The sequence below is a fragment of the Bradyrhizobium sp. SZCCHNRI20481 genome (assembly GCF_032485055.1).
Classification (GTDB): domain Bacteria; phylum Pseudomonadota; class Alphaproteobacteria; order Rhizobiales; family Xanthobacteraceae; genus Bradyrhizobium.
In genome coordinates, this window is record NZ_JAUEUE010000001.1 from 39,496 (window position 1) to 61,158 (window position 21,663).

Consider the following 21,663-nt stretch of genomic DNA (forward strand, 5'->3'; position numbering starts at 1 on the left):
TCGGGGTGTAGTACGGCTCCCCTCCCCGGCCCCGGGGGTGGGGGCGGCGGGGTCGGGTGGCCTGCCTTGATGCGGCGGCAACGCCAGCTACGTCGCGATTGTCGAGAGCCGCGCTCATGACTAATGATCACGTGGCCTGATTGAAACCATTGAGCTTTTTCCATTTATCCTCAGACTTGTGCTCAACAACCGCGATCGGACGGGCTTGGCCGGCAGCCATGGCTCGCGCCTCGTCCAGCATGAACTCAAGCTGCTCGATCAGCTCGCCGACACTGCCGCAGTCCTCGGCAAGCGCCCGCAGGATGTCCGCAGGCGTCTTGGCGTCGGCAAACTCGCCAGGGCCGCCCATCTCGACCTTTTCGACCAGCAGGCCGGTCAGCTTGCCGATCAGGGCGAGGCTGCCGTTGACCGCGCCGAACTGCTTCGCCGCACGGGCGGCCTCGACCGTGGCCTGCAGCTCAGCGAGCAGCGACGCCACCGTCACGCGGCTCTTGGCCACCACTGGCGCATTGATCTCAGCAATCCTGGCCTGCACCTCAGCCGAACTCAGCAGACGCGTTGCTGAGGCCTCTGCGGCGTGTCCATCGGTGCTGTAACCGCTGGCGATGTAGCAGACGGTGACGGACATCTTCGTCTTGTCTCGTTTGGCCACGAGGTTGGCGAAGGCCTCGTGCTTGGTGTTCTTCAGTGCCGGCATGGATGGCCCCTCAGATTGAATTAGGAAGGCGCTGGTGCGTTCCTTGTAGTTGACCGCAGTGGGAAGCGGGGACGAGGATAAACGCATCAGCGAGCCCCGCAAGCCGTGACGCTGTGACTGTGACGTCGAGCGTAACATCAAGATCGGCTCGGCAGTGAGGCTGTTTGTTGTTCACCACGGTATCTCGTCGTCTGCAAGCCGCGCGTTGAGCTTTGCGAAGGGATCAGTGCTGTTCAACGTGATGCTCTGGTTGTTCTTGGCGGAAGCGCCGACAGGCGCGCTTTCTGCAAGAGTCCCGCAAGAGGTTATCCGAGACGATCGAGCTACCAGTTGGGAATCACCGCTAGGAGTCACAAACTCAGAAGCGCGCGCCGGAGGCGCGCTTCTTTGTGTTCCCGTGTTCAAGTGTTCATTATGGGTGACAGCGTAGTGGCACCTCTGGCGCTCGAATTTGTCACCTCTGGACGTGCTGGCTGTCACCTCTGAGCCTGTCCCGGACGATGTCACGGCAGCATCCGTGACAGGCTGCTCTGTCGAGCCAGAGGTGACAACCGTTGTCACCTCTGAGGGCGGGATCAGAAACGTGAATTGGACGTTCTCGTGTTGACCAGGTTTGGTTCGGGTGAGCCACCCATCGGTTTCAAGAACCTTGATGGCGCGGAACAGCGTGCGCTCGTTGATTCCGAGCGCGGCAATGATCTTGTCGTATCCCGGATTGCACTGGCCGCTCTTGGTCCTATTGAACCAAATCTCGAATAGCCCGGTCGCGACCGCAATGGCAGCAGGCGTGTACTTCTTTCGCAGTGCGAACGGCAGGAACGCAGTGAACCATCGCCGCTGTCCGGCGGCATTGCTGACGATCTCGCTCATGACGACACCGCCGTCGTTCCGCGCCATGCCGCGACGGCACGCTCGGCATCGGCGCGCATCTGCTCTTTCGACAGCCGCGGCTTGAATGGCCGCGGCTGTCGCCGAAGCAGTGCATCAATGCCGGATCGGCCGTCGATGTCCTCGGTGCCGTAGACGCGGGCATTGCGCGCATGTCGCAGCCGGGAGAAGTCTCGCTTCATGCCGCGCCTCCATCATTGGCGCGGCCCGTGCCGTCGATAGGCCTAATTTGATCTTGCGCAGGACTGTTGGCGATTGCTACGTTCGCGTTGCTTGAAGTCGTCGCCTGAAGTTCCCGCGCTCCCGGATGCTCCTCCGGGGGCGCTATTTTTTGCATGTGTCGATCCTGAAGTTTGCATTTTCGTATCTTCCAGCCAGGACCCCGCCAGTGTCGTTCTTGTCGCCGGCTTTTGCCGGTCGTCGTCTTAGCTCAGCATATTGTCTTGTCTGGCATTCGCGATGATGCGGACGGCCAGTTCCTCAAGTCGATGGGCAATTGCTTCGCCTGCGTCGTGGTCGTCGAGCGGGCCAAGCAGGCGTTCAACAGCAACTGACTCGGCCCGCACCTTGATTGCGATCTCGATCAGGTCCCAAAACTGATAGTGGTTGCTCATGCTGCCTGCTCCTCGGCCTTGCGCACGCGCTCGTTGATCCAGCGCTGCGCGGTGCTCCAGCTCCAGCGCGGGAAGCGCCCGATGTAGACGCACGGCGGCGCGTGGCCTTCCTGCGTCCATTTGCGCAGGGTCACCAAACTGATCGGGCGGCCGATCACGGCCATGCCGAACCGCTCGGCGAACTCAGTTTGAGATAGCAGATCGTTGTTATGCTCGCTCATGGTCAACTCGCCACACAAGAGGAAAGACAGGCGGAAGATACAGCGTTCCATGCGCAAGTGAAGTCGGATCAGCAAATCGAGTGTCGATAGCTCAAACCGACGCCAAGGCGTTGGTTCGCAATGGGATGACATTCGGCTGCGGATTGGTGATGCCGTCGATCAGATTGGCCAGCGCCTCGAAGGCCGCGCGCTTCTCCTTCGGGTATTCGAACCGATTGTAGGTCCCGGCAACGCCGCTGATGATGTGGCCGAGGCAGCGCTCGGCATGGTCAGGGCGAACGCCAGCCTCTGCCATCAGCGTGCTCGCGGTCCTGCGCAGATCGTGCAGCGTCCAATTGGGCATTGGGTCGCGGCCGTCCTTGGCGCGGATGTCGTTGATGGTCTTATCCAGCTCGCGCTTGGCCTTCGAATAGCCGCTGAAGGCCGTCTTGCCGCCGTCGCTTGAGAAGATGAACCCCGTGCGGTCGCCAATGAGCGCCTTGGCTTGCGGGCTCAATTGGATGACGTGGTCCTTGTTGCGGTGCTTCGGCAGGCGCTTGTATCGCGCCGCCGGAATGATCCAGTCGTCGCCGTTGACCTCGGACGAGTGCATGTCCGACGACTCGGTGCGCCGGTTGGCGCAGAGCAACGTGAACTTGATGTAGCGCGGGTAACACTCCGGGACGTTCTCGACGACGTCCAGCGCGGCGTACAGGTCGCGCAGCTCCTGATGGTCGAGCACGCGATCACGGGACAGCGCCTCGCTCCTGGCCATGCCCTTGACGATCGGGTTGACGAACCTCTTGTCGCGCAGGGCATAGAAGTTGAAGCACTTGCGCACCGCCGCGAGCACGCGATCGGCCATCACCGGCCCGCTGTTCTCCTCGACATGGTCGAGCAGCTTGGTGATGTCGTCGCGGTCGATCTCACGGATGGCAATCTCGCCGATGGCCGGCTTGATCAGGCGCTCAATCGTCCGCTTGACATCGCCCGCCGAGCGCAACGGCCGATCAGCTCGCATCACGTGACGCGTCACGAACTCGTCCAGGACGTCGGACACCGTCACGGCCTTCTCGGCGGCTGGCTGATCAGCCGAGGCAGGCGCGCGAACCTTGAGCCATTGCACGGTCGGCGCCCTGTACGCCCGCACCTTGCCCGCCTCCTCCTGGCCCTTCTCGATCGCCTTCATGCGATCAATCGTCTTCTCGATCGCCTGCAGCACGGTCAGCGTGCCGCCGCTGCCGACCCATTGGCCAACTGTCTCGGTCCATTGCTTGCCGTCGTGGCGATAACGATAGACGAAGGTCCGTGTGCCCTTCGGGGTCACCCGGACGCCAAACCCGTTCGGCGCGATCTTGCCTTGCAGCTTATGTCCGCCGAACCAATGGAATGCAGTCGCTTCCGGCGTCGGCAATGCCTTCAAGATGTCTTCGCTGACCCGATTTGTGCTCATGCGCCATCTCCGAATGTACTCAAATTGTGCTCAGGCTGAAATTACGCGAGCTTCCTCGAACGTCAATCGAAATATCACGTGGTTTCAGGAAAATGCAGTGAAATGAGCAATTTGGCCTGAGTACAAACGAAAACACGAATTCGGCCAAAAGCTTAGAAAAGACGCTTGAAAGAACTTTTAATCACGGGGTCCTGGGTTCGAGCCCCAGCGCGCTCACCAAGCGGAATCAGCGGGTTAACTTGAATTCAACTCTTGACGACGCCGGTTCGTTTGGGCTCGGCCACAACCAACTTTCTTGGTGCCAGATTACGCAGGCTCTTGAAGTCGCGCAGAAGTTGAGCTTGGATAAAGCATTGGGGGAGCCACGATGAACACTTCGAGAGCGGCAAGACGCGCACTAGGCCATAGCCAATTAAGTACTATTCAAAGCGATAATATGGCAGCCCGGCATGTGGGGCGCCAATCCTGCTTCGGCTAATCAAAAATGGCATCCCCAATCCAGACATTTCTCAGCGAGCTACCTGAGAGCTTGCTGCCGCGAATACGAGCGGGCTTCGACGTATTGTCGAAGCTGCCTTCGTCCGACCGGCGCGCCATAGTCGTCAAATTTTTGGATACCTTTGAACGCACCGGAGATCTCGACCGGGACTGGTTGGAGGCCACCGTCTCGATTTCGCGCATCGACGCGAGTGCCGTGCTTGCGGCCCTCTCTGTCGCTGTTGGTGTCCTATCCCAAACCGATGGCGGCCCTCACGACTTTGTTCAAGCAGGTCGCGGTAAGCTCTTTGAAGATGCTGCAATCGATGCGGTTCAGGAAGTCGCTACGATTATTGCGTCAGAAAAACCAAGAATCAGCGATACAATTGAGCGCCGCACGCTCAGCGCTCAAACGTTACCCGCTTTGGAACGGTTCGACGTATCCGTCGACTTCCGTTTCGGTTTTGACAAAAATAATGAGATCAAGTCTGGAGTGCCCGTCGCGTTAGTCCACGTCGACACCGACGCCCAAGCAGAATTGTTTCTGCAGATGTCTCGAGCCGATATCGAAATGCTCGTCGACAAGTTGGGCACGGTTCTTAAGCAAATGGCGGCAGCAACAAAAGCGTTCGAAAAAACCGACGTATTCAAATGACAAGTATTTTGGATTTTACGAAAGATTTTTCCATTCCCCTTGTTGTGTACGTCGCAGTCGGCGTCGTCGTGCTGTGGTGCAAAACCAGCAAAGCCAACAGGAACATATACGGTCTCTCGCCAGTTATTGCCTTATTCTTGAGCAACGAGAGGGCCAGAAGCATCGTAGAGCTTATTGTATTCCTAACCATCGGCTGTCTAATATCCGAAGGGTTTGTCATTCCAGGCACACCAGCTCAAGCAGTCGCTGCCGGGCTAGGATGGACAGGGCTGCTTACCAGATGAACGGGAAATTATTCATGCCCTCGTTCGCGATGTCTCATGCACAGTACCGAAAGGCGATCAACGCTTGCATCGCTGCAGTAATACTTGTCGCCGTGGGGCAGCAGTTTTTTCACATCGACAGCTGGTTGGTGGCGACAATTCTCGCTCTTGCCACAGCGCTAGCTTTGGGGTTGCGGTTTTACTCCACCTCCGAAGATGAGCAGCAGCGACTTGTAGAGCCGTCTCAGGCAGAAGTTGCGCCAGCGGAGGTTCTTGAGCATCTTCCCGCGATTATCCATGGACGCTCCGTTCCTACCATCTGGTCAAAATCAGACTACGCTGATTTGGTGGCCCTCTATGTTGCCAACCTCCCGATCGCAGCACATTCGGAATTGATGGCGGAGCGCATTATCGCGGACCAAGTTCTTTCCCGCCTTCTCTCAAATCGGACAATCCACCAGAAAGTTCCACAGAGCGAACGCATTAGGCAGATGCTCTTGGATGAATTTGCTGGATACGACAGTCCGTGGATGAAAGAGGTGCCGATTGGTGCGGTCAAACTACGCATCCGCGGCAATTTCGTTGAGCTGCACATAGTGCCAACTCGAAAGCAGGCCGCACGCGACGAAATTGCGCAGTCTCGCAAGATTTTCCCTGATCTCTCAGTAGCCCGTTCGATTTCGCACTAAACGCCTGAAATCCGAGGAAAGACCCGTCAGTTTCCGACGGCTTACAAATTGAAAGCGATCAAGCGGGTCGAGCGAGGCGAAGGCGTTCTGCCCGTCGCTCGTGACCTCGGCATAGCGAGTAAGCTTCTGCACGACTGGATCAAGGCGTGGAAGGCACATGGGCCGGAGGGATTGAACCGCAAGCGCGGTCCCAAGCCCGGCCCGCGCAAGCTGAAGCCTGTGGCGACGTATGACGACAAGCGGAGGTTACGGTGACAGTGCACTAAACTTCCATCGACGTCAGGTAACGCGGCCACACTGCCTTAGCCCCTCACCCGCTCACCGCAAACCCAAGCACCAGCTGCTTCGGACTCTGCTTGAATTCCTTGATCACCGCGGCCCGGACCTTCTCCGACAGCTCCGGCAGCGGCTTGGCGGTGTAGAGCTTGGGGAAGGTCACCATGACCGACGTCAGCGTGCCGTTGTTCCAGTTGAAGCCGACTGCGGGACGCACGCCGGTTTCGGCGAGGAGGTCGGCTTCGACAGCCCGGCTGTAGGCAAGTCCGTTTTGAACGGCGTCGACCATCCCGCAGCCGGCGAGGCATGCGATCAGGGGGATCAGCGCGAGGGCTCTCATGGTCGTCCACTCCAGGGTTCAGCGTCCGGCGACGCGCCGTCGCCACGCATGGCGCCTGCCGAGGTTGCAGCGGCCGACGAGCATGAAATGCGGCCACGGCCGGATCATGGCGCGACGGCGCAACGTTTTCCAGCGTGACCCGCCGGGACAGGTTAGACTGGCGTGAGCCATCCATGAAGGCGGACAATCGTCAGGCATTGGCGTGCATGGTGCTGATCGCTGTCCTGATGGTCGCGCTCCTGTCGGCCAAGTATCAAGTATGACGACGGCCGGTGGCGCGGACAGTCCGAGACCGAGTGCTTGCGGCAGGCCCGGGGACTGCCTCCGGTCGGGCGGCCTTGAGCGAGAATTCCGGTGCGCTAAATTGACCTCGCTACTTGGCGCGAGCAGTTTCATGCACTGTCACCGCAACCGTAACCGCCAATACCGAAAGATCCGTCCCTTACCTGCCGGGGGCAGCATCGGCCTCCAGCACGACCTTCGCGACGGGATACCGCCAATCGTTCTTCGTGTTGTCGGCGGCGGCGTCGATGCCGGCCACGATGACCGCACCAAGGATGCCGCCGTTCATGCCGCTGGCCAGACGAGCCTGGCGCGTCGAATCGAAGGGCGCGACCGTGATCATCCGCTTTTGATAGCCGGGCTTCTGGCAGGTCACGGCAAGCGTGCTCGACTGTCCGCGATAGAGCGGCACGCGCACCTTGGCGGGGCTCGTCATGGTTGCGCTGAAGCCGGAGGCTTCCAGTGAGCAGGACGCTCCGGCCATCTCGACCTCGCCTCCCCCGCCGGGATTGTGAAATGTCCGCACCTCCACGAGCTGGTCACCCGCGAACTCGGGCACGCTTGCGTCGGTGCGGCGCTTCGGCTCGTAGACGTCGATTCCTCGGCTGCCTGTCGTCGACCTGACGTCGGTCACACTGTTGACCGCAAGCGGCGCAGCACACCCGCCAAGACACGCCGCTCCCACGATGGCCAGCCAGCCGGCCATCCGACGCAAACCGTTCATTTGAGCCCCCACAGCACCCCTACTGTCGTTACTAGCGGTAGCAGGGGCCGATCTGGGGAACAATAGTCGCAACCTCAGGGGGAATAGAAACAACTAACAAAAAGCCGACTTCGTTGCGGGCCGGCCACAATCGCTGTCGTCCCGGCACGCAATGCTCGCATGAGTTGCAGTGGTCGTTGGGCCTTCATGGCGCAGCTTCTTGGGACAGCCAGCGGATCATGGCGCGACGGCCCTGCGCATTCCAGCAGCGTTGCCGTGAGGATGCGCGGAAAAACTCATTTCATCAGGTCCCTCAAGGCGATCACCCCTGTCCAGTCCCTCCGCCAAAAATATTCGACTTCACTTTTTCCGAATTTCATGGTTGACTGTCCCCAACCCGTGCTCCTCGAGAGGGGCGCTTCGCGATCGTCACGGACGTTGGGTGCGGGGAGCGGTGGCCGCGGCTGGCTGCAGCGCGCTGATGCGCGCGGACGAACAGCCTGACGCGGACGTGAAATCGCGTGGTCCTGGCGCCCCGAAGCTGGCGCCAAGTCCTGGGGGTGATGATCCCCGAGGGCGACGGTGGCTATCAAGCCGGACACCGGGGAGATCGCGTATAAACGTGAAGACCATCGCGCGGGGAATGCCGGATGTCGGCTGAACCTGTGGTGACTGCCGCCTGCTTTTTCTTCTGCAGGCGGGCCATGGGTTGCGGCCTGCAGCCCGGCATTCCCCGCGCCCTCTGTTTGATGGGGGCGAGACGACCAGCAAAGCTCGGGCGCGAGATGCGTCGCGACGATGGTTGAACGCGCCCCCTGCCCGGCAACCGCCTGCGTCGTGATGAGGTTCAGATGGCCCGGCCGATTGGTCGTCCTACGACGGGACTGAGCGCAGTCGCCCGTTGCGTCCCCGCGGTGCGGACGCACGCGGCTTTCAATCACCGGCTGCCGGGAGCGCGCGCACGAACAGCAACAAGATCTTACATGACGACATCAGACCTGCGCAAAAGCGCCGCTGACGCGGCGTGTGTTCGCATCTGTGGCCGCACGCGATCGAACCGATGGCGCTCCTCGCGGTGCAGCCGCGATCGCGTCAACCGTATCGTGAGGAAGCCCCGATGTCGTCACCCACGCCAACAGGACGGCGGGCCATGCTCGTCCTGCTCGCCGTTCTCCTCCTCGGCAACATCGCCGCCATCATCGCCTGGCCGTCGCATTGCGGCACGAGCCCACGGCTCACGATCGGCGCGGTCATGCTCGCCGGCTGCGGCGAGGCCGACGCCGCTGGTCCTCACCTCGAGGCGATGCGGCGGCCGCATCGGGCGCCCGAGCCGGTTGAAATGGCGAAGGCTCCCTGACATCGTGGCCGTCACCCGTGTTCAGCGATCAGCAGCCCGCCGAGATCGAGCGCGGCGACGCGCTGAGGCTGCTGCCGCGCCTTGCGGGCTGATGCGCCACGTCTCGCCCAAGGAGCTTTCCCGATGTCCTACGCCTTCCTCTTGACCTCGCTGATCGTGGTGGCCTCGCCCGGCACCGGCGTGCTCTACACGCTCGCGGTGGCGCTGACGAAGGGGTCGCGGATGAGCGTCGCCGCGGCGTTCGGCTGCACGCTCGGCATCATCCCGGCGATGCTCGCCGCGATCATCGGGCTTGCCGCGGTGCTGCACACCAGCGCGCTGGCATTTGCCGCGCTGAAATGGTGTGGCGTTGCGTATCTCTTGTACATGGCCTGGCAGACGCTCGGTGAGCGTGGCGCACTCTCGGTGGAGGCCAAGGATGACGCGAAGGACGCGGCGCGCTCGGCCGGGCGAGTGGTGCTGACCGGCTTTTTGATCAACATTCTCAACCCCAAGCTGTCGATCTTCTTCCTCGCCTTCCTGCCGCAGTTCATCGCCGCGGACGAGGCGCATCCGCTCGCCGCGATGCTGGAGCTGTCGGCCACGTTCATGGCGATGACGTTCGCGGTGTTCGTTGTCTACGGGCTGTTCGCCTCAGCGGTGCGCGATCGCGTCGTCAGCCGCCCCCGGGTGATGGCGTGGCTGCGCCGGGCCTTCGCCGGCGGCTTTGCTTTGCTTGGCGCCCGGCTGGCGCTGAGCGAGCGGTGAGGGCGGCCGATCAAGGGGGGCTGACGGCTCATGGCGACGGGAATACGACCTTCGCTCCTCACCCTGAGGAGCCCGCCGCAGGCGGGCGTCTCGAAGGGCGAGGCCCGCGCTGTGGCCTCATGGTTCGAGACGCGCCGCAAGGGCGGCGCTCCTCACCATGAGGGGTGGGGGTCCGAGGCCGCCGCTGCACGTTGACCACGAGTAGCGCGCTTATGATGGGAGTATCGAGTTGCGCCTTGGAAAGCCTGCGCAAAAACAAGACCCGCCCGGAGCGGTGCCGCTCCAGACGGGTCGTGTTAGTTCAACAATTCAGCAGGACTGTATCAGCCGAACTGGTTCATCGTGTTGTGCGCGCCGCCGGCCTTCAGGGCCTTGTCGCCGGCGAAATATTCCTTGTGGTCGTCGCCGATGTCGGAGCCGGCCATGTTCTGGTGCTTGACGCAGGCGATGCCCTGGCGGATCTCGGCGCGCTGGACGTTCTTGACGTAGCCCAGCATGCCCTGCTCGCCAAAGTACTCGCGGGCGAGGTTGTCGGTCGAGAGCGCGGCCGTGTGGTAGGTCGGCAGCGTGATCAGGTGATGGAAGATGCCGGCGCGCTTGGCCGAGTCCGCCTGGAAGGTGCGGATGCGCTCGTCGGCTTCCTTCGCCAGCGGGGTGTCGTCGTACTCCGCCTTCATCAGCTCGGCGCGGTTGTACTTGCTGACGTCCTGGCCCGCCTCCTTCATCGCGTCATAGACCTGCCAACGGAAGTTGAGGGTCCAGTTGAACGACGGCGAGTTGTTGTAGGCGAGCTTGGCGTTCGGGATCACCTTGCGGATGCGGTCGACCATCTTGGCGATCTGCTCGATATGCGGCTTCTCGGTCTCGATCCACAAGAGGTCGGCGCCGTTCTGCAGCGAGGTGATGCAGTCGAGCACGCAGCGGTCCTCACCGGTGCCGGGACGGAACTGGTAGAGGTTGGAGGGCAGCCGCTTCGGCCGCAGCATCTTGCCGTCGCGGTTGATGATGACGTCGCCGTTGCGGGCGTTCTCGGGCGTCACCTCCTCGCAGTCGAGGAAGCTGTTGTACTGGTCGCCGAGATCGCCGGGCTGGCTGCTGAAGGCGATCTGCTGCGTCAGGCCGGCGCCGAGCGAGTCGGTGCGGGTGACGATGATGCCGTCCTCGACGCCGAGCTCCAGGAAAGCGTGGCGGCAGGCGCGGATCTTGGCCAGGAAGACGTCATGCGGCACGGTGACCTTGCCGTCCTGATGGCCGCACTGCTTCTCGTCGGAAACCTGGTTCTCGATCTGCAGCGCGCAGGCGCCCGCCTCGATCATCTTCTTGGCGAGCAGATAGGTCGCTTCCGCATTGCCGAAGCCGGCGTCGATGTCGGCGATGACAGGGACGACGTGGGTCTGGAAGCCGTCGATCTTGGCGATGATCTCCGTCTCCTTCGCCTTGTCGCCGCCCTTGCGGGCCGCGTCGAGCGTGCGGAACAGATCGTTGAGCTCGCGCGAGTCGGCCTGGCGCAGGAAGGTGTAGAGCTCCTCGATCAGCGCGGGCACCGAGGTCTTCTCGTGCATCGACTGGTCCGGCAGCGGGCCGAACTCGGAGCGCAGCGCCGCGATCATCCAGCCCGAGAGATAGAGGTAGCGGCGGTCGGTCTTGCCGAAATGCTTCTTGATCGAGATCAGCTTCTGCTGCGCGATGAAGCCGTGCCAGCAGCCCAGCGACTGGGTGTACTTGGTGCTGTCCTCATCATAGGCGGCCATGTCGGCGCGCATCACCGCGGCGGTGTAGCGGGCGACGTCGAGGCCGGTCTTGAAGCGGTTCTGCAGGCGCATGCGCGCCACGGCCTCGGCGGTGACGCCGTTCCAGGTCGGCTGGGTCTCGAGCAGCGCACGCGCCGCCTCGACTTCGGCCTGGTAGGACGCGGGGCCCTGGAGGGCCTGATCGTGAAGTCCACGCGGTTGGAAGTTCATGTCCGTGATCCCTTCGGTGAAGACAACCTGGGATCTGTTGTAAGCACGCTGGGACGGCGGACCAGACATTGCGCGGAAAACTTGTCACACTTTACAAACATCTCGTGTATAGCTGTAAGGAGATTACAAGACCGGGATTTGGCCATGACCACCGCCACGGCACGATCGATCTTCATGGGCCCGCGCCTGCGCCGCCTGCGGCGCGAGCTCGGCCTGACCCAGGCCGATATGGCCGCCGACCTCGAAATCTCAGCGCCTTACGTGGCGCTTTTGGAGCGGAACCAGAGGCCGGTGACGGCCGACATGCTGCTGCGGCTGGCGCGGACCTACAAGATCGACCTGGCCGATCTGGCCGGCGACGGCGGCGCCGATCACACCGCGCGGATGCAGTCGGTCCTGAAGGACCCGATGTTCTCCGACATCGACATCCCCGCGCTGGAGATTTCCGACCTCGCGGTCAGCTATCCCGGCATGACCGAAGCCTTCCTGCGCCTCTACACGGCGTATCGCGAGGAGCAGCTCGCGCTGGCCGAGCAGCGCGCGCCGGCGCTGGCCGGCACTGCGCCGCGGCCGGGCAACGACGGTTTCGACGCCAACGATCCCGTTGCCGACGTCCGCCGCTTCCTGGCCGCCCGCCGCAACAACTTTGCCCAGCTCGACGATGCCGCCGAGCGGCTGGCGCAGGCGATTTTCCAGGGGCCGCCGACCGGGTCCCCGCAGGTCTCGGCGGGGCCGGCCGGCTTCATCGAGCGCTTTCGCGCGCGGCACAATCTCCAGGTCCGCTACATGCCGCCGAACGTCATGCTCGGCTCGCTGCGGCGGCTCGATCTGCACCGGCGGCAATTGCTGATCGAGGACTCGCTGGACAGCGCGAGCCTCAAATTCGAGCTCGCCCGGCAGCTCGCTTATCTCGAGCTCGATACCGAGATCGGCGCAGCCCTGGAGGACGGCAAGTTCGCCAGCAAGACCGCCGAGCTCTTGGCGCGGCGCGCGCTCGCGGCCTACGCGGCGGCTGCGATCATCATGCCCTATTCGATCTTCGCGAAGGCCGTCGATGCGCGGGCCTATGATCTCGAGGCGCTGGCGCGCCAGTTCGGCACCAGCTTCGAACAGACGGCGCATCGCGTCACGACCCTGCAGAAGCCGGGCGCCGAGCGGATTCCGTTCTTCCTGATCCGCGTCGATCCCGCCGGCAACGTCTCAAAACTGCTCGACGGCGCCGGCTTCCCGTTCGCGCGCCACGGCGGCGCCTGCCCGCTCTGGTCGGTGCACGGCATCTTCAAGACGCCGCGCCAGATCGTGACGCAATGGCTGGAGCTGCCGGACGGCCGCCGCTTCTTCTCGATCGCGCGCACCGTGACCGCCGGCGGCGGCTCCTACGGCGCCGTCCGCGTCGAGCGGGCGATTGCGGTCGGCTGCGCCGCCGAGCATGCGGGCCAGCTGATCTACACCCGCGACGGCCACGGGCCTGATGCCAACGAGCCGACCCCGATCGGCGTCGCCTGCCGGGTCTGCCACCGCCCGAAATGCGCGGCGCGCTCGGCGCCGCCGATCGGGCGCGAGATCCTGCCGGACGATTTCCGGACGTCGTCGGTTCCGTTCGGCTTCTCGGCGGATTGAGCATGGGCCGGCAATGGAACAAGGAGCTGGTCGGCGGCCGGGATGGCGGGCGAAAATCCGCCAAAACGGGCTGCAAATCGGCTGGGACGCCATGGCCCTTGACGGAACAGCCATAAACCGGACAAAGATTGCGCCAAAATGTCGCGGCGGAGATTGGCCATGAGATACGTCGACGGCGCTGTGATGTTCCTCAGTCTGTGGCTGCTGGCATCGATGGTCCTCGACGCCATGACGCCGCCCGAGCTGAACTTCTACATGATCGGCCCGATCATTGCGCCGGCCGCGATCATCACCGGCTTCCTGTACTGGCTTCGCATCCCCTCCCGCGACTTCGTGCTGGCGTCCGCAGCTATCTGGATGGTCTGCGAGATGACGATGGAGATGATCACCCCCAAGCCGCTGTCGCCGCTGCTGGCGGTGGCCGCCGTCGCGCCGCTGTTGGTGGCCGGGATCCTCCTGCACGTCCAGCACTGGCGCCAATCGAGCGGCCGCTCGCCACCGCCCGCTTCGGCGCCGACGACCAATCTGCCGGGCTCCTCCAACGCGATGCCGGGCCGGCGGCCGTTCTGAGCCGCGCCGGCAATGGTGGATAGCGTGCAGCTGATCCTCCCGTTGTTCTACGGGACTGGATGTTTACGAGGAAATCAGAAACCCCCTCTTAAGCTCCGCCGGTCCATCAGAAGCCGACACACAGCCGCGCGGGGACCATGCTCAACGAACTTCTCGTGATCGAAGATGCCGACGTTCATCTGTCGATCCTGCGCAAGATCGCCGTGCAGGCGGGCTTTGCGACGACCGGCGTGAACTCGGTCGACGGCGCGATGAACGTGCTGCGCCGGCGCAGCTTCGAATGCATCACGCTCGACCTGAATCTGGGCGAGCGCTCCGGCACGGAGGTGTTGCAGCTGTTGGCGGACATCAAATCCCGCACGCCGGTGCTGATCATCAGCGGCTCCGACGATCAGACCCGGGACGTCACGGTCCGCGCCGGCAAGATCCTCGGCCTCAACGTCTATCCGCCGTTCTCCAAGCCGGTCGACCTCGCTTTGCTCCGCCAGACGCTGCGCCAGATCGCTGCCGACACCGACCGGCAGCGCCGCGTCAAAGCGAGCATTCGCTAGCCCGAACGCTCGCTCGTTTTCCCGCTTGATCCAGATCAAGGCGCCATACCTCTGCCGCTTGTTGGCTGCAGAGGGACGAGCGGAAACGAGATGCGATGACGGCAGCGAATTCAGCCAACGAAGCAGAAGCAGTTGTGATCGAAGCGACGCCCTATGAGCTCGTGGGCGGCGAGGCTGGCGTGCGCCGTCTGGCGGAGCGCTTTTACACCATCATGGACCAAGAGCCCGGCGCCAGCCGCATCCGGGCGATGCACGACGCCGATCTTGGTCCGATCAAGCAGTTGCTGTTCGAATTTCTCAGCGGATGGCTCGGCGGGCCGGCGCTCTATTTCGAGCGGGCCGAGCATCGCTGCATCATGTCGGCCCACCGTCCGTATCCGATCGGCGATGCAGAGCGCGACGAGTGGATGACATGCATGCGCCGCGCGATGTTCGATTGCGACATCACCGGCGACATGTATGCACTGCTTGATCAAGCATTCCTGCGGATGGCGAACGCATTCCGGAGCCGCCAGGCGAGCTGACTGGAACTCCCATCAGTCCGACTTGGCGGCGGCCTCCCGCGCCAGACGCTCGGCCCTGAGCCGCTCGCGGTTGGCGTAAAAGGCCCGCTGGGCCGCCTCGTGATCGCGCATGGCTTGCTCGGCATCAGCCCTGCGGGTGGCGTCACGCGCCCGACGCTCTTCCGGCGTGAGGACGCGAGGCTGTCTGTCTGTGCTATCGTAAGGCATGGGCAGATAACGCCCAAGCGGCCGGGATGTTCCCAGCATACGATGGTTCAGTCCGACTTTCGTGGAAACAGCTGGTCGCGGATGTAGCGCGACGTCGGCGTCAGGCTGAGTCCGTAGGGCTTCTGCCACACCGCGCGGTCGATCTCCTTCTTGTCTCCGATCTCCAGGCGCCCTTTGGCATGCTTGGCGATGAAGATGGCGTCGCTCATCTTGCGGCCCGACCGCTTATTCTTGGCGGTGACTTCCTTCCACAGCCGCAGGCGGCCGAGCTTGAGCTTCGGAAGCTCCTCCTTGATCTCGCGCTTCAGGCAATCCTTCGCCGTTTCCTGCGCGCGTTTGCGGCCGCCCGGAAACATCCAGCGTCCGTCGGCCCGGCGTCGGACCAGGAGAACCCTTCCGCCCTTGGCGGCAACCAGCTTGGACGCCTTGGTCATGGCCCCGAAGCTCTCACCTCTCGAACAATGAAGTGGAGTCTATCAAGATTCGCTCCCACTCCTGCTCCGGAGCTTTGCGGAGATTCGGCCAGGACCCGCGCGTCCGCCGAGCAGGCTCAACCGCAGCGCTCCGCCCCGTCAGCAGTGGCTCAGTAGCAGGAGCGCGGATCGACCGCGACATACTCTCCCGACGGATAGCGATAGTAGCAATTGCCCTGCGACAGATAATAGCCCGGTCGCGCCGCAGCCGTTGCGCCGGCGATAGCGCCGGTGGCACCACCGAGCACGGCGCCCGCCGCGGCACCGCCCGCCTTGCCGGTGAGGATGCCGCCGAGCACCCCGCCGATGATCGCGCCCCCGAGCGCGCTGGCGCCCGGATCGACTTCGGCCGGAGGCGGCGGCGCCGGTTCGTAGGCGACCGGCGGGGGCTCCTCGTAGGCCGCCGACGGTGCATAGACCACATCGTCAGCATAGTCCTCCGACACGTAGGTCGGCGGTCCTTCCATGGGCTCCGGATAATAGTACCAGACGCCACCGACGTCCCACCACCAGCCGGGACGGCCGTTGTGAACCTCGTGCCGCCATCGGCCACCCTCCCAGCCGACCCGGCCGCGATAAGACTGCCCACCATAGTCGCGCACGGCGACCCGGCCGTGCGCATAGCGCGCATCCGGTCCCCGCCCGATCGCCGCCGGACCCGGGCCTGCGGCGTAGCCATGGCTGGCTCCCGGCGGACGTCCCTGGGGGGCAACGGCAGCCCGCGGCGGTGCGGCCGGCTGTGCTCCCTGCGGCTGGCCGGCCATGGGGCCGGCTTGCCGCGGAATCGGGACATGGGGCTGGCCGCCCGGTTGCCCACCCTGGGCTGGCGCTTGGCGGATGACACCCGGCGAGCGGGCCTGGGGCGAATGCCCGGCGCCAGGACCAGCCTGGTCCTGGGTTTGCGCCCCGGCTTGGGCGGGGATCGCGACCGCGGTCAGGATTGCGATCGCGGGCAGCCACCGTGTGCTCTGGTTGGACAACGTCATTCTCCCCTACCCCTTTGATCGCCCGCCGTCTGCGTTGGTTGCCGCACAGGGCGGGGTGCGATGCGGACTGATGACTCCGGCTCGCCGGCTTCCGCGTGTACGGTCCGGACACACCATAATTTGCGCGACAAACGGGTAAAATCCCGACTATTTTGCGGCCAAGTCAACCTGCTGCCGTCAACCTGCTGCCCTCAGGTTAGCCGAGACGCAGCCTGATTCGCCGCTCCGATCGTGCAACCTCGCTTGCGCGGTCTTGCCGATCCGGTTCGAGCTGATCGGCGGTCACCGGTCGGGCACGATCACGTTGCAGTTGGTTCGTCCCGACATCAGACAATCCTGCATCCGGCTTGCGGAGGTCAGGCTGCGGGCCAACCACAAGCCGAAGGCCACCACGACCGCCGCGAACATGAGTCCCACCACGGCGCCGCGTCGCCCGTTATCCGGCCCCCGCGTACTCATCGGTGCCCTAGGCGGCCCGCAGGCCAGCGGCTTCACCGTGCGGTTGCTGCTGCTGCTGGCGCGATGCCGGCGAGATCGACTCGATCCGCGTGCAGCTCGTCACCCAGAACAGCTGCCCGCATTCCCATTCGGAACCCAGCACACCGGCCGAAACGGGCCTCGGGCGGGCGAGGACCGCGGTCATCACGCATGCGCTGACCACGAGAGCGACGAGCGCGAGGCCGAGCGCCATGCGCCCACGGCGAACAGAGGTCATGCCGGTCAACTCCGTTGGATGGCGCACCCGGGCGGTGCGCTGGTGCCGCGAGGCGTGAAGCGACTCACAGCCCGCCGACCTGCGTCAGCGACGGGGCTGCTTACATAGCCTCCGGCGAACGCCATGCAAGCGCCGGGCAGGTCGGATGTGGAGGAGCGGCGATAAAGCATTTGTCATCGACGCATGCGATCCTATACACACGGGCTCGCGTCGGCCTCCGCTCGTGTTCACGACATCGTGGAAGAATTGCCTGGCGGCGCGTGCAGCCCCTGACCGACCACACCCTGACCGAACACCCAACTAGCGAAGTGACGACGTCTCCATGAGAGGATTCAAGGAACCTGGATTTGCCGATCGGCAGAAGGCCGCACAGCAGGCCCGCCAGAGCATCGTGCAGAAGTTCAAATCGCAGCCGGGACCGGACGATCCCGAAGTCGTGAAGCGACGGCAGGAGCGCGAAGCCGCCGCCGCGCGCCGCGAGCAGCAGCGATTGGAGCGCGAGGCCGCCAAGGCCGAGCAGAAGCGTCTCGAGGAAGAGGCCAAGGCCGCCGAGAGTGCCCGGCTTGCGCGCGAGGCGGAAGAACAAGCCGCCCGCCTGGCCGAGATGGAAGCCGAGCAGAAGGCGAAGCGCGATGCGCGCTACGCCGCGCGCAAGGCCCGTGGAAAGAAGAAGTAAGCAGCGACGCTGCCACCACGAGACCTGCGTGTCGTCGCAGCCGGCATCGCTGCGATTCCTCATTCATCGGCGATGGGACTGATACGGTCGTCCCATCGCACGATGACGTGCGAAACGCGTCAGTTCTTCTTCATCATGCCGTCGTCCTTCTTCATCCCGTCCTTGGACGTGGCATCGTCCTTCTTCATGGCGTCCTTCGCCATCGAGTCCTTCTTCATGCCGTCGTGAGACATCGCGCCCTTTTTCATCCCATCGTCCTTGCTCATCTTGTCCTCCGCGAATGCCGCCGGCGCGACGGCCACGTTGAACGCGAGTGCGGCAGCGGAGATTCCGAGGATGAGGCGGCTACGATTGGTCATGATGATCGCTCCTTCGTATGACGGGTTCGACGGCGACGGACGCGCCGTTCTTGGACATCGACGTTCCGATGAAGGTGATTGTTACGAGCGCGGACGAGAATCATTGTTCGATCAAATTTGACTCGAATGCGCCCTCTTCTGGGATCAACGACACAATTTTGCCCGGCAAAGCCATGTTAGTACAACCCGCGCAAGGGATTCACAGGCCGGCACGTGCGCCGCAGCAATATGTCGCTTCCCATGCATTTGGCCTCGAACGAACTGTCTAGTTCGGCTAGAGGTAAGTCCGGCAAATTGGCTGGTATAAGTCACGCCAACGAACCGGGGTCGGGAACCCAACCAGAAGTTGTCCAGGGGAAATCTCATGCTATCACGCCGTCATGTCATCGCATCCGCGCTCGCTGCGCCGGCCATTCTGCGTTTTGGAACCGGTACGGCCCACGCGGCAACGACGCTGAAGATCTCCCACCAGTTTCCCGGCGGCACCATCGACAAGGGCGATTTCCGCGACCGGCTCTGCCGGGTGTTCTCGGAGGAGGTTGCGAAGCGCTCCGGCGGCGAGATCGCGACCGAGATCTATCCGAACTCCTCGCTCATCAAGACCGTCGCGCAGTTCTCCGCCATGCGGAAGGGCGCGCTCGACATCAGTCTCTATCCGATGCCCTATGCCGGCGGCGAAGTTCCCGAGACCAACATCGCGCTGATGCCCGGGCTCGTTACGACCTACGACCAGGGCATGCGCTGGAAGAACGAGCCGGTCGGCAAGACGCTGAGCGATTTCCTGGCCGACAAGGGCATCATCCTGCTGACCTGGGTCTGGCAGGCGGGCGGAGTCGCCAGCCGATCGCGGCCGCTGGTGACACCCGACGATGCCAAGGGCATGAAGGTGCGCGGCGGCTCGCGCGAGATGGACATGGTGCTGCAGACCGCCGGCGCCTCGGTGCTGTCGGTTCCATCGAACGAAATCTACACCGCGATGCAGACCGGTGCCTGCGATGCCGGCATCACCTCGTCGACCAGCCTGATCTCGTTCCGCCTGGAAGAGGTGTCGAAGGCCCTCACCTCCGGAGCCAAGGCGTCGTACTGGTTCATGCTCGAGCCGCTAATGATGTCCAAGGCCTCGTTCGACAAGCTGCCGAAGAACCAGCAGGACATCCTCCTCGCGGTTGGCGCGGAGATGGAGGCGTTCGGGCGCAAGGGCGCGCAGGACGACGACATCGAAGTTGCAAAAGTCTACGAAAAGGCGGGCGCCAAGGTTGTGGAACTCGATGTCGGGACCGTCAACAAATGGCGCGACATTGCCCGTGACACGGCCTGGAAGGACTATGGCGGCAAGTCTGCGAACTGCGCCAAGCTCCTCAAGCTCGCCTCCGACGTCGCGGCCTGATTGATGCACGCGCCCGTTATCGATACCGAGGCCACGACAGCCATCGGCGCCAGCGGACCGCTGGCGCCGCTCCAGCGTGTTGTCTCGCTGCTCAATCGCATCATCGTCGTTCTGGCCGCGTTCGCACTGGTCGCGGCCTGCGTCATCCTGAGCTACAGCGTGGCGGGCCGTGCACTGTTCAAGGCCGCCAACTACTGGCAGGACGAAGCCGCCGTGTTCTTGCTCGTCGGCGCCACCTTCATGACTGCGGCCTATGTGCAGGAGCATCGCGGCCACGTCAGCATCGAAGCCTTCGTTGGGCTGATGTCGCCGCTCGCCAACAAGATCAGGCTCTGGCTGGTCGACGTCGCGAGCTTCTTGTTTTGTGCCTTCTTCACCTGGAAATCCTGGACCCTGACACATGAGGCCTGGGTCGATGGCCAGGTCTCGAATTCGATGTGGTCGCCGCCGCTGGCGATTCCTTACGGCCTGATGGCCGCCGGGATGACCCTGCTGTGCCTGCAGATGCTGCTGCAGATCGTGGCCCCGCTGACCGGAGCGCGTCGATGAGCGTGTTCGGAATTGGGGTTGCCTACGGACTCTCGACCCTGTTTGCGATGTTCGCGGGCATGCCGATCGCGTTCGCGCTCGGCGCCGTCGCCGTCGTATTCATGGCCATCTACATGCCGGCCGCGTCGCTCGATACCGTCACGCAGAACGTCTACGAGGAGATGGCGTCGATCACGCTGCTGTCGATCCCGCTGTTCATCCTCAAGGGTGCCGCGATCGGCCGTTCCCGCGCCGGACAGGATCTCTATTCTGCGCTGCATGCCTGGCTGCATCGCGTGCCCGGCGGATTGGGCGTCGCCAACGTGTTCGCTTGCGCGCTGTTCGCGGCGATGGCCGGATCGTCGCCCGCGACCTGCTCGGCGATCGGCTCGGCCGGCATTCCCGAGATGCGCAAGCGCGGCTATTCCGGCGGCTTCGCAGCCGGCATCATCGCCGCCGGCGGCACGCTCGGCATCCTGCTGCCGCCGTCGATCACGATGATCCTGTTCGCGATCGCCGCGGAGAAATCGCTGGGACGGCTGTTCCTGGCCGGCATCGGCCCCGGATTGCTGCTGGTCACACTGTTCGGCGTCTATGCCGTCGTGCGCTTCCGCCAGGAATACGCGCGCGCAAAAACGGTCTATGAGAAGTCGGGCACCTGGTCGGACATCCTGATCAAGGACGAATACACGATGGCGCAGCGCTTCTCCGTGCTGCCCCGCGTGATCCCGTTCGTGCTGCTGCTGACCGGCGTCATGGTTGCGCTCTATGGCGGGCTGGCCACGCCGTCGGAGACGGCAGGTCTCGGCGGCATCCTGGCGCTGGTGCTGATTGCGATCATCTACCGAGTCTGGAGCCCGACCGACCTCGCGCCGATCATGAAGGCGACGCTGCGCGAGTCGACCATGCTGATGCTGATCATCGGCATGTCGCTCTTGTACTCCTACGTGATGAGCTACCTGCACATCTCGCAGTCGGTGGCGGAATACATCGTCGCGATGCATCTGCCGCGCTGGGAGCTGCTCGCCGCGATCCTGCTGATGGTGGTCGTGCTCGGCTTCTTCCTGCCGCCGGTGTCGATCATCCTGATGACGGCGCCGATCATCCTGCCGCCGCTGCGCGCGGCGAACTTCGACATCATCTGGTTCGGCGTGGTGATGACGATCGTCATGGAGATGGGCCTGATCCATCCACCGGTGGGTCTCAACATCTTCGTCATCAGAAACGTCGCGCCGGACATCCCGCTGCGGGAGGTGATCTGGGGCACGCTGCCGTTCGTGCTGCTGATGATGGCCGCCGTGCTGCTGCTCTGCTTCGTGCCGCAGATCTCGACGGCGCTGCCGGATCTCGTGATGGGGCCGGATCTGAGCCGCTGACGCGGCGGCGAATGGCGAATAGGGAGTGGCGAATAGGGAATACGGCGATTCTGCCTTTCCCCGATTCGCTATTCCCTACTCGCTGTTCG

Annotated in this window: 28 protein-coding genes; 13 read left to right on the forward strand and 15 right to left on the reverse strand. The window is 63.5% G+C overall.

All coding sequences use genetic code 11. The features are described from left to right. Positions 1-127: 127 nt before the first annotated feature. The 6 genes from QX132_RS00220 to QX132_RS00245 all read right to left on the reverse strand — a co-directional run bounded on the left by QX132_RS00220 (position 128) and on the right by QX132_RS00245 (position 3,852). The gene (locus QX132_RS00220) at positions 128-697 is read right to left on the reverse strand and encodes a hypothetical protein (protein ID WP_316159810.1); all 570 of its coding nucleotides are present in this window, start codon (positions 695-697) and stop codon (positions 128-130) included. A 171-nt stretch (positions 698-868) separates the two neighbouring features. After that, positions 869-1,567: a hypothetical protein gene (locus QX132_RS00225; protein WP_316159811.1), complete on the reverse strand. Its 699-nt coding sequence runs from the start codon at positions 1,565-1,567 to the stop codon at positions 869-871. Then, positions 1,564-1,767: a hypothetical protein gene (locus QX132_RS00230; RefSeq protein WP_316159812.1), complete on the reverse strand. Its 204-nt coding sequence runs from the start codon at positions 1,765-1,767 to the stop codon at positions 1,564-1,566. The genes QX132_RS00225 and QX132_RS00230 overlap by 4 nt, the downstream gene beginning before the upstream one ends. Positions 1,768-2,010: 243 nt before the next feature. Continuing rightward, positions 2,011-2,199: a hypothetical protein gene (locus QX132_RS00235; RefSeq protein WP_316159813.1), complete on the reverse strand. Its 189-nt coding sequence runs from the start codon at positions 2,197-2,199 to the stop codon at positions 2,011-2,013. Next, positions 2,196-2,477 carry a hypothetical protein gene (locus QX132_RS00240; protein WP_316159814.1) on the reverse strand — a complete coding sequence of 94 codons (282 nt, stop codon included), beginning with the start codon at positions 2,475-2,477 and terminating at the stop codon, positions 2,196-2,198. Before QX132_RS00240 ends, QX132_RS00235 begins: the two co-directional genes overlap by 4 nt. A 34-nt stretch (positions 2,478-2,511) precedes the next feature. Beyond that, entirely contained in the window at positions 2,512-3,852 is a 1,341-nt protein-coding gene (locus QX132_RS00245) for an integrase family protein (protein ID WP_316159815.1), read from the reverse strand. A 484-nt stretch (positions 3,853-4,336) separates the two neighbouring features. On the opposite strand from QX132_RS00245, the gene QX132_RS00250 reads away from it, so the two are divergent. The 3 genes from QX132_RS00250 (at position 4,337) to QX132_RS00260 (ending at position 6,191) form a co-directional block, all read left to right on the forward strand. Next, complete coding sequence (locus QX132_RS00250) at positions 4,337-4,984, forward strand: hypothetical protein (RefSeq protein WP_316159816.1); 648 nt, start codon at positions 4,337-4,339, stop codon at positions 4,982-4,984. A 298-nt stretch (positions 4,985-5,282) separates the two neighbouring features. Next, a complete protein-coding gene (locus tag QX132_RS00255; protein ID WP_316159817.1) occupies positions 5,283-5,936 on the forward strand; it encodes a hypothetical protein in 654 nt (217 codons plus the stop codon). Positions 5,937-5,945: 9 nt separating this feature from the next. After that, entirely contained in the window at positions 5,946-6,191 is a 246-nt protein-coding gene (locus tag QX132_RS00260) for a helix-turn-helix domain-containing protein (protein ID WP_316159995.1), read from the forward strand. A gap of 55 nt (positions 6,192-6,246) precedes the next feature. Here the strand turns inward: QX132_RS00260 and QX132_RS00265 are convergent, their stop codons facing one another. Next, positions 6,247-6,552, reverse strand: coding sequence for a hypothetical protein (locus QX132_RS00265; protein WP_315712035.1), 306 nt, complete (start codon positions 6,550-6,552; stop codon positions 6,247-6,249). 442 nt (positions 6,553-6,994) lie between these two features. Beyond that, complete coding sequence (locus QX132_RS00270; RefSeq protein ID WP_315785327.1) at positions 6,995-7,540, reverse strand: hypothetical protein; 546 nt, start codon at positions 7,538-7,540, stop codon at positions 6,995-6,997. A 1,147-nt stretch (positions 7,541-8,687) separates the two neighbouring features. Here QX132_RS00270 and QX132_RS00275 point away from each other — a divergent pair. Together QX132_RS00275 and QX132_RS00280 are read left to right on the forward strand one after the other, a co-directional pair. Beyond that, on the forward strand, positions 8,688-8,894 hold the full coding sequence (locus QX132_RS00275; RefSeq protein WP_315774708.1) for a hypothetical protein: 207 nt from the start codon (positions 8,688-8,690) through the stop codon (positions 8,892-8,894). Between the two features lie 123 nt (positions 8,895-9,017). Next, positions 9,018-9,641, forward strand: coding sequence for a LysE family translocator (locus QX132_RS00280; protein WP_316159818.1), 624 nt, complete (start codon positions 9,018-9,020; stop codon positions 9,639-9,641). A 323-nt stretch (positions 9,642-9,964) separates the two neighbouring features. Here the strand turns inward: QX132_RS00280 and QX132_RS00285 are convergent, their stop codons facing one another. Then, a complete protein-coding gene (locus tag QX132_RS00285; protein WP_316159819.1) occupies positions 9,965-11,602 on the reverse strand; it encodes an isocitrate lyase in 1,638 nt (545 codons plus the stop codon). Positions 11,603-11,746: 144 nt separating this feature from the next. Here QX132_RS00285 and QX132_RS00290 point away from each other — a divergent pair, with 144 nt between their 5' ends. From QX132_RS00290 to QX132_RS00305, 4 genes are all read left to right on the forward strand, one after another. After that, positions 11,747-13,222, forward strand: a complete 1,476-nt coding sequence (locus QX132_RS00290; protein ID WP_315811068.1) for a short-chain fatty acyl-CoA regulator family protein — start codon at positions 11,747-11,749, stop codon at positions 13,220-13,222. Between the two features lie 159 nt (positions 13,223-13,381). Beyond that, positions 13,382-13,792: a hypothetical protein gene (locus tag QX132_RS00295; RefSeq protein WP_316159820.1), complete on the forward strand. Its 411-nt coding sequence runs from the start codon at positions 13,382-13,384 to the stop codon at positions 13,790-13,792. 137 nt (positions 13,793-13,929) lie between these two features. Further along, on the forward strand, positions 13,930-14,343 hold the full coding sequence (locus QX132_RS00300) for a response regulator (protein WP_315737882.1): 414 nt from the start codon (positions 13,930-13,932) through the stop codon (positions 14,341-14,343). Positions 14,344-14,438: 95 nt separating this feature from the next. After that, complete coding sequence (locus tag QX132_RS00305; protein ID WP_315737881.1) at positions 14,439-14,867, forward strand: group II truncated hemoglobin; 429 nt, start codon at positions 14,439-14,441, stop codon at positions 14,865-14,867. Between the two features lie 12 nt (positions 14,868-14,879). Here the strand turns inward: QX132_RS00305 and QX132_RS00310 are convergent, their stop codons facing one another. From QX132_RS00310 to QX132_RS00330, 5 genes are all read right to left on the reverse strand, one after another. Continuing rightward, a complete protein-coding gene (locus tag QX132_RS00310) occupies positions 14,880-15,074 on the reverse strand; it encodes a hypothetical protein (RefSeq protein WP_315797532.1) in 195 nt (64 codons plus the stop codon). A gap of 47 nt (positions 15,075-15,121) precedes the next feature. Beyond that, on the reverse strand, positions 15,122-15,508 hold the full coding sequence (locus tag QX132_RS00315; RefSeq protein WP_315712048.1) for an NUDIX hydrolase: 387 nt from the start codon (positions 15,506-15,508) through the stop codon (positions 15,122-15,124). Between the two features lie 149 nt (positions 15,509-15,657). Next, on the reverse strand, positions 15,658-16,533 hold the full coding sequence (locus tag QX132_RS00320) for a hypothetical protein (protein ID WP_315785316.1): 876 nt from the start codon (positions 16,531-16,533) through the stop codon (positions 15,658-15,660). 282 nt (positions 16,534-16,815) lie between these two features. Beyond that, positions 16,816-16,941: a hypothetical protein gene (locus QX132_RS00325; RefSeq protein ID WP_316159821.1), complete on the reverse strand. Its 126-nt coding sequence runs from the start codon at positions 16,939-16,941 to the stop codon at positions 16,816-16,818. Positions 16,942-16,999: 58 nt separating this feature from the next. Then, positions 17,000-17,248 (reverse strand): hypothetical protein, encoded by a 249-nt coding sequence (locus tag QX132_RS00330; protein WP_315755520.1) that lies wholly within the window; start codon positions 17,246-17,248, stop codon positions 17,000-17,002. A gap of 322 nt (positions 17,249-17,570) precedes the next feature. Between QX132_RS00330 and QX132_RS00335 the strand changes: the two genes are divergently transcribed. Continuing rightward, complete coding sequence (locus tag QX132_RS00335) at positions 17,571-17,924, forward strand: DUF6481 family protein (protein ID WP_315737878.1); 354 nt, start codon at positions 17,571-17,573, stop codon at positions 17,922-17,924. Between the two features lie 119 nt (positions 17,925-18,043). On the opposite strand, the gene QX132_RS00340 is transcribed toward QX132_RS00335, so the two are convergent. Then, positions 18,044-18,283 carry a pentapeptide MXKDX repeat protein gene (locus QX132_RS00340; RefSeq protein WP_316159822.1) on the reverse strand — a complete coding sequence of 80 codons (240 nt, stop codon included), beginning with the start codon at positions 18,281-18,283 and terminating at the stop codon, positions 18,044-18,046. A 364-nt stretch (positions 18,284-18,647) separates the two neighbouring features. Between QX132_RS00340 and dctP the strand changes: the two genes are divergently transcribed. Genes dctP through QX132_RS00355 form a run of 3 tightly spaced genes read left to right on the forward strand, consistent with a single transcriptional unit; the run spans position 18,648 to position 21,574 of the window. Continuing rightward, positions 18,648-19,670: a TRAP transporter substrate-binding protein DctP gene (gene dctP / locus QX132_RS00345; RefSeq protein ID WP_315785311.1), complete on the forward strand. Its 1,023-nt coding sequence runs from the start codon at positions 18,648-18,650 to the stop codon at positions 19,668-19,670. Between the two features lie 3 nt (positions 19,671-19,673). Then, positions 19,674-20,219 carry a TRAP transporter small permease gene (locus QX132_RS00350; protein WP_315737875.1) on the forward strand — a complete coding sequence of 182 codons (546 nt, stop codon included), beginning with the start codon at positions 19,674-19,676 and terminating at the stop codon, positions 20,217-20,219. Beyond that, complete coding sequence (locus QX132_RS00355) at positions 20,216-21,574, forward strand: TRAP transporter large permease (protein ID WP_315755523.1); 1,359 nt, start codon at positions 20,216-20,218, stop codon at positions 21,572-21,574. Before QX132_RS00350 ends, QX132_RS00355 begins: the two co-directional genes overlap by 4 nt. Positions 21,575-21,663: the final 89 nt, after the last annotated feature.

Bases quoted from the DNA above. Each gene is read 5' to 3' on its own strand.
- QX132_RS00355 (WP_315755523.1), top strand. From the start codon at position 20,216: ATGAGCGTGTTCGGAATTGGGGTTGCCTACGGACTCTCGACCCTGTTT.
- QX132_RS00320 (WP_315785316.1), bottom strand. From the start codon at position 16,533: ATGACGTTGTCCAACCAGAGCACACGGTGGCTGCCCGCGATCGCAATC.
- QX132_RS00335 (WP_315737878.1), top strand. From the start codon at position 17,571: ATGAGAGGATTCAAGGAACCTGGATTTGCCGATCGGCAGAAGGCCGCA.
- QX132_RS00295 (WP_316159820.1), top strand. From the start codon at position 13,382: ATGAGATACGTCGACGGCGCTGTGATGTTCCTCAGTCTGTGGCTGCTG.
- dctP (WP_315785311.1), top strand. From the start codon at position 18,648: ATGCTATCACGCCGTCATGTCATCGCATCCGCGCTCGCTGCGCCGGCC.
- QX132_RS00255 (WP_316159817.1), top strand. From the start codon at position 5,283: ATGCCCTCGTTCGCGATGTCTCATGCACAGTACCGAAAGGCGATCAAC.
- QX132_RS00245 (WP_316159815.1), bottom strand. From the start codon at position 3,852: ATGAGCACAAATCGGGTCAGCGAAGACATCTTGAAGGCATTGCCGACG.
- QX132_RS00315 (WP_315712048.1), bottom strand. From the start codon at position 15,508: ATGACCAAGGCGTCCAAGCTGGTTGCCGCCAAGGGCGGAAGGGTTCTC.
- QX132_RS00220 (WP_316159810.1), bottom strand. From the start codon at position 697: ATGCCGGCACTGAAGAACACCAAGCACGAGGCCTTCGCCAACCTCGTG.
- QX132_RS00265 (WP_315712035.1), bottom strand. From the start codon at position 6,552: ATGAGAGCCCTCGCGCTGATCCCCCTGATCGCATGCCTCGCCGGCTGC.
- QX132_RS00330 (WP_315755520.1), bottom strand. From the start codon at position 17,248: ATGACCTCTGTTCGCCGTGGGCGCATGGCGCTCGGCCTCGCGCTCGTC.
- QX132_RS00250 (WP_316159816.1), top strand. From the start codon at position 4,337: ATGGCATCCCCAATCCAGACATTTCTCAGCGAGCTACCTGAGAGCTTG.
- QX132_RS00305 (WP_315737881.1), top strand. From the start codon at position 14,439: ATGACGGCAGCGAATTCAGCCAACGAAGCAGAAGCAGTTGTGATCGAA.
- QX132_RS00275 (WP_315774708.1), top strand. From the start codon at position 8,688: ATGCTCGTCCTGCTCGCCGTTCTCCTCCTCGGCAACATCGCCGCCATC.
- QX132_RS00310 (WP_315797532.1), bottom strand. From the start codon at position 15,074: ATGCCTTACGATAGCACAGACAGACAGCCTCGCGTCCTCACGCCGGAA.
- QX132_RS00270 (WP_315785327.1), bottom strand. From the start codon at position 7,540: ATGGCCGGCTGGCTGGCCATCGTGGGAGCGGCGTGTCTTGGCGGGTGT.
- QX132_RS00225 (WP_316159811.1), bottom strand. From the start codon at position 1,567: ATGAGCGAGATCGTCAGCAATGCCGCCGGACAGCGGCGATGGTTCACT.
- QX132_RS00285 (WP_316159819.1), bottom strand. From the start codon at position 11,602: ATGAACTTCCAACCGCGTGGACTTCACGATCAGGCCCTCCAGGGCCCC.
- QX132_RS00300 (WP_315737882.1), top strand. From the start codon at position 13,930: ATGCTCAACGAACTTCTCGTGATCGAAGATGCCGACGTTCATCTGTCG.
- QX132_RS00235 (WP_316159813.1), bottom strand. From the start codon at position 2,199: ATGAGCAACCACTATCAGTTTTGGGACCTGATCGAGATCGCAATCAAG.
- QX132_RS00325 (WP_316159821.1), bottom strand. From the start codon at position 16,941: ATGTTCGCGGCGGTCGTGGTGGCCTTCGGCTTGTGGTTGGCCCGCAGC.
- QX132_RS00350 (WP_315737875.1), top strand. From the start codon at position 19,674: ATGCACGCGCCCGTTATCGATACCGAGGCCACGACAGCCATCGGCGCC.
- QX132_RS00230 (WP_316159812.1), bottom strand. From the start codon at position 1,767: ATGAAGCGAGACTTCTCCCGGCTGCGACATGCGCGCAATGCCCGCGTC.
- QX132_RS00280 (WP_316159818.1), top strand. From the start codon at position 9,018: ATGTCCTACGCCTTCCTCTTGACCTCGCTGATCGTGGTGGCCTCGCCC.
- QX132_RS00290 (WP_315811068.1), top strand. From the start codon at position 11,747: ATGACCACCGCCACGGCACGATCGATCTTCATGGGCCCGCGCCTGCGC.
- QX132_RS00340 (WP_316159822.1), bottom strand. From the start codon at position 18,283: ATGACCAATCGTAGCCGCCTCATCCTCGGAATCTCCGCTGCCGCACTC.